Origin of the sequence: Streptomyces sp. (assembly GCF_035563135.1) — a bacterium.
GTDB lineage: Bacteria > Actinomycetota > Actinomycetes > Streptomycetales > Streptomycetaceae > Streptomyces.
The window spans coordinates 1-4596 of sequence record NZ_DATMVN010000550.1 but is presented as its reverse complement, the minus strand read 5'-3'; the positions used below and the strand labels follow the sequence as shown (position 1 = coordinate 4596).

Below are 4596 nucleotides of genomic sequence, written 5' to 3'. Positions count from 1 at the left end.
GGCCTGCGGTTCGGTGAAGGCGAAGCAGCTCACCTTTCCGTCCTTGACCACACTATCGACGAAGCGGGCGCGCTGGTCCTCGGTGCCCTCGTAGAGGACCGGCTCGACGAGGCCGCCGAAGCGGAACATGCCGGGGAACTTCGCGAGCTCCTCCTCCACCAGGCAGGTGGCAAGGGTGCCTATCCCCTGACCGCCGAACTCGACGGGGACGTCCAGCGCCCAGAAGCCTTGTTCGCGGGCCTTGGCCTGAAGCGCATCCATCGTCGCGTTCTCGAGCTTCCCCTCCCGCAGGAAGTCGGCCTCGAGGGGCATCAGCTCCTTCTCCCGGAATCGCTCGACGGAACGAACGAAATCTTTCAGTTCGTCTGGAATGGCGAAGTCCACGTAGCTACCGCTCTTTCTTCCACTTGCCGCACCTGTGGGGCAAGTCGCGTGTCCACGAGTGGCGTGAGGCGAGCTCACACGGCCAACCTAAGGCCGCGTGCGTTCGCCGTCAACCCTGACTGTCAACTGTTCTGAGCGCCCGGTGTGCGAGACAGTTCTGTGCGCACCCACGGCCGCCCGCGACGGCACGGCCCGCGCGTCGCCGAGGAATTCTGAGGTGATCACCGTCTTGTGGGCGGCCGATCCCGCCCATTCGGGCGTTTCCATCGCCGACCGCCCGGAATTGCCGGGCACGCGCCGATCGAGCACGCCCAAACCTTCCCCGCGCCCTCGAACTCGACAGTCGCCCGGTACGTGCCCGGAATGAGGCGCGTCCGGCTAACCGGCGAGGTCAGGAATGGTCGTGGCGATACCCGGGAACAGGATGAGGACGAGAACCACCAGGAAGGCCAGCGGCAGCACCCACAGCTGAGCGACCGTGCAGTCCTTCAACGAGATGTCGACACCCACGTTGACCTCTTTCTCCTTGACCATGTTGGCCAGGACGTAGAGCAGGATGCCCACAGGTGGGGTGAGGATCGCCAATTCGCCCATGAACACCACGAAGACGCCGAACCACTGCAAGGAGATCTGCATCTCCTCGAGCACGGGCATGAGCAACGGGACAGTCATCAGCATCATCGGCAACGGCTCGATGAAGGTGCCCAGCACGAGGTAGCCGACGAACAGCACCAAGAGGAAGGAGACGCTGCTCAGGCCGAGGCCGGTCACCCACTCCGTGAAAGCCCCGCCGAGACCCGTGACGGCGAGCATGTCCGCGACGGCGAAGGCGCCGATGACGACCAGGAACACGCTGCCGGCCCCCTCGACGGTGTCCAGCACCGCGCGCTTGACGGCACCGAGCGGCTTGTCACGCCAGCGGTAGGCCAGGCAGGCCACCAGCGCGATGCCGGCGCCCGCTGCAGCCGCCTCGCTGGCGGTCAGGAAGCCGGTGAAGATGCCCCCCACGACGACGAGCATGATGACGGGCACGAGCCAGATGGCACCCAGACTGGCGAACTTGGTCCTCCAGGTACCCGCCGGGAGCACCTGCTCGTGATCACCACCGACCAGAGCCGGTCGCACCAGGCCGAGGACGAGGATCCCTGCGGAGTACATCACCAGCACCAACAACCCCGGGCCGACGCCGGCCATCAGCTGCGGGCCGATGGGCACCTCGGCGATGCCCGCGAAGATGACCATCATGATGCTCGGCGGGATCAGCTGGCCCGGCAGGCCGGCACTCATCACCGAGAAGACCACCAGGCGCTTGTCGTAGCCGGACTTCAGCATCTCCGGGATGCCGATGCGACCCAGTGCGTAGCTCGACCCGATCGTCGAGCCGCTGATCGCGGCCATCCCTGCGCCGGCGACGTTGGTACCGATCGCGAGACCGCCCGGGAGCCATCGCAGCCACTCCCGCCCCGCTGCGTAGAGCTTCGTGGTGAGTCCCGACTGCCACAGCAGCAGCCCCAGGAAGATGAACAGCGGCAGGACTGTCAGGCTCCAGTTGGCCACCGCGTCGTACGGCAGGTCCCTGATCAGGTTGACCGCCGCCCGATCGCCGCGGGTGGCCCACATGCCGAGGCATGCGCACAGGACCATGGCCAGGCCGACGTGCACCTGCATCAGCACCAGCAGGAGCATCAGCGCCAGCGCCATGACCCCGACCGCTTCGTCGATGAAGTAGCCGCTGAACATCGCCCAGACCGTCACCGCCGCCACGGCATAGGTGACGAGCACCGTCACGACGCCCTGGCCCCGCCGACCCGGATCAGGGGTGGCCTCGCGCTCCGCGGCCTCCCTCGCGGGAGCCAGAGCGACATGGTCGACGTTCACCGTGAGTTCCCTTCCTCGACCGGCACCGAGTCGACGGGCACCGGCTTCACCGCCTCGATGGCGAGCTGGATGGTCAGGACCGCGAAGGCCAGCGGCGCCAGGAAGGTGACCGGCCAGACGACGACGCCCATGACCCCGGCGGTCAGTCCGATCTCCTGGTTGTGGACGGCCTGGGTCCAGGTGCCCCAGGCCAGCGCCGCGCTCGTCCCGCCGGTGATGAGCCAGGCGATCCGCAGTCCCAGCCGTCGGCCCGGCGGGCCGAGCCGGCCCAGGACCAGGTCGACGCTGATGTGCTTCCTACGGGCCTGGGCGAAGATGAAGCCCAGGAACGCCACGGCCGGGAGATACCAGTTGGCGGCGTACTCCGGCGCTCCGGTCAGCGGGTCGTCGAACAGCGAGCGCGAGACGGCGTTGGCCACGGTGTGGACGATCAGGGCGAGAAGTCCCACGCCGGCGATGGTCACCAGCACGGTCATCAGCACATCGAGCAGGCGCTGCACGGGCCGCCTGGCAGAGGACGTCGCGGCCCCGGAGCTCTGGGCGCTCATCACTCGGGCCGGTGGGGCTCGAGCACGTCCTCGGCGAAGCGCTTCGCGAAGTCCTGGAGGCCGGGCGAGACGGTCTCGTACCACTGGGGCAGCTCGGCATAGGTGCCGTTGTCGGTGATGCCCAGGTCGGACACCGCGGTCGCCCAGGTGTCCATGCTGTCCTCGAGAGCAGTCGCGAGCTCCTCGTCCTCCTGGCGAATTTCCTCGAGCTTCTTCTCGTTGAAGTCGGCGAGCACCTGCTCCACCGCCGGGTCCCAGCTCTCGAAGGCGCCGCCGTTGCCGTGCACCGTCTCGATCACGTCGACCTCGACCTCGACGGTCGAGAGCAGGGTGGACTCGACGAAGACGTCGAGCCGGTCCCACAGCAGCTGCTGGGCCACCAACGGGAGGTCGTCCCAGAAGGACTGGCTGAAGCTCTGCGACGCGCCGGAATCGGCGAACCCGACCTCGGTGCCGAAGGAGATCTGGTTGGCCACGTCGAGGATGCCGGAGACCTGCGCCGTGGACAGCGCCATCTCCCCGCAGTCGATGACACCGCGCTGCAGGCCCTCGTAGATCTCCGCGATGTTGAGACCGGACGGGGTGATGCCGAGCGCCTCGAGCTGCTCGACGTGGATCGGCCCGGTGGCCCGTGCCGTCAGGCCCTGCATGTCGTCGAGGGTCACGACCGGCTTCTCGGTGCACGCCAGCACGGTGGCGGGGGTCGGCTTCCACACCGGGAAGACGGGCTTGATGCCGTGCTCCTCGAACTCGCCGGCGACGCCCTCGTCGTCCAATCCGGTGGCGTTGAAGGCGCCGACCCGCTGCAGCCAGTCGGTGATCGGCTCCCGCCCTCCGAGGATGCTCAGATCGACCAACCGGTTGTTGTTGGGATACTCCTCGGGCTCGTAGACGGGGGTGTGACGCGCGAAGTCGACCCGCCCGTCAGCCAGGGCCTCACCGGTCTCGGCCGCCGACGCGATCGACGAGCTGTACGCGATCTTCGACGTAATCTTGCCCCCGGACCACTCCTCCAGCGCCGCGGCGTACTCCTCGAGCGGGATCGAGTTGTTCTCACCCATGGCGTTCAGGCTCTGCATCTGGATCTCGATCGGCTCGAGGTCCTTCATGGCCTCGATGTACTCCTCCTTCGAGGCGCCGGCCTCGACCGAGGCCGAAGCGTCGGAATTCCCCCCGCCGTCCTGCTGGGCTGCGCAGCCCGCCATCAACGTCATGGCAGCCAGCGCGCCACCCATGCGTCGGACGAATGGCTGATTCATCTTCTTCTCCTGTTCGTGCACATGAAAGTGCGGACGCTGTGCAGCCGCCGCCGAGAGCGGCTGGCGGGTGGTTCCGTGCCCGGTGAGCCGCGGTGCCCTTTCGCGGCCCCGGCCCGCATTCGAATGCGGGCCATCCGGTGACGCCCTATTGATTCCGCGTCGGCGCCCTGACGGTGCTGCAGGAATTGCCGGCACACCTGCTCGGCGCCGAGTCGAGCGATCCTTGGCCGGCATTCCCCCGGCTCTCGGTCATGCCGAACGCCTCCTGTGCATCAGTCGTCGCCTTTGCCGACCGGTGCACGCCCACCCATCGGCCCCTCCGAGGTGCGCCATGTAACTACGGTCACACTTCGCCGTCAAGACTGATTGTCAACCGGTGCACAACGTGTCCCGCCGCCCGATCCGGACGACGGCGATCCCCGGCTCGAACCCGGCGGGAGCCACCGGCGCCTGGCTCAGCGGGCGGTCGCGCGGCCGGCCCGATGGGCGCTCCCGGCGACGTCGGTGACGGGGCGGTCGCGAGGACG

4 protein-coding genes are annotated in these 4596 nt (G+C 67.9%); all 4 read right to left on the bottom strand.

Annotated features, from left to right (window positions below):
- Window positions 1-384 (bottom strand): acyl-CoA dehydrogenase family protein (locus tag VN520_RS24330; protein WP_325749069.1); only part of this gene is annotated, 384 nt, incomplete at its 3' end.
- Window positions 385-762: 378 nt separating this feature from the next.
- Window positions 763-2262, bottom strand: a complete 1500-nt coding sequence (locus tag VN520_RS24325; protein WP_325749068.1) for a TRAP transporter large permease — start codon at window positions 2260-2262, stop codon at window positions 763-765.
- Window positions 2259-2810: a TRAP transporter small permease gene (locus tag VN520_RS24320; RefSeq protein ID WP_325749067.1), complete on the bottom strand. Its 552-nt coding sequence runs from the start codon at window positions 2808-2810 to the stop codon at window positions 2259-2261. The genes VN520_RS24325 and VN520_RS24320 overlap by 4 nt, the downstream gene beginning before the upstream one ends.
- Complete coding sequence (locus VN520_RS24315; RefSeq protein ID WP_325749066.1) at window positions 2810-4069, bottom strand: hypothetical protein; 1260 nt, start codon at window positions 4067-4069, stop codon at window positions 2810-2812. The genes VN520_RS24320 and VN520_RS24315 overlap by 1 nt, the downstream gene beginning before the upstream one ends.
- Window positions 4070-4596 lie beyond the last annotated feature (527 nt).